The organism is Paractinoplanes toevensis (genome assembly GCF_018332695.1).
Taxonomy (GTDB): domain Bacteria; phylum Actinomycetota; class Actinomycetes; order Mycobacteriales; family Micromonosporaceae; genus Actinoplanes; species Actinoplanes toevensis.
Map to the genome: position 1 here is coordinate 1 of NZ_BOQN01000259.1, position 567 is coordinate 567.

Annotated in this window: 1 protein-coding gene; it reads left to right on the forward strand. The window is 78.3% G+C overall.

Annotation, left to right across the window (positions count from 1 at the left end):
- Positions 1–567, forward strand: a 567-nt coding sequence (locus Ato02nite_RS51070) for a DUF5682 family protein (RefSeq protein WP_246608271.1), incomplete at both ends; no start/stop codon positions are given.

The following is a 567-nucleotide window of genomic DNA, read 5'->3' on the forward strand; positions in this document are numbered from 1 at the left end:
GTCGACGGCCGACCTGATCGCGGCGCACGCCACCGCCGACGGGCTCGCCGCCGTCCGCGGCCACCACCGGCCGGGGCGCACCGACGTCCTCGACGGGCTGGCGTCGGCGCTGGTGAACGAGGCGCTCGACGTACCCCTGCCGTGGTCGTCGCGGGGAATGCTCGGAGCCGGCAGCCATCCGGTCGTGGTCGAGATGGTCGCCGCGCTCAGCGGGACCCGCGTCGGCCGCCTGCATCCCGCGACGCCCGCGCCCCCGCTCGTGCACGACCTCGACGCCGAGCTGGCCCGGTCCGGCCTGGACGGCTCCGCCGACCTGGACCTCGACCTGACCCGGGAGCGGGATCGGCTGCGCAGCCGCGTGCTGCACCGGGTGCGGCTGCTGGACGTGCCCGGCTTCCGGCGCGACTCGGGCCCGGCCACCGGCCTGGAACCGGTGCTGCGCGAACGCTGGACCCTGCGACCCGCCGCCGAGCGGCTGACCGCGGTGATCGAGGCCGGCGCCTACGGTGCCACGCTCCTCGACGCCGCCGCGGCTGTCCTCGCCGACCGCGCCACCCGGGCCGGCCG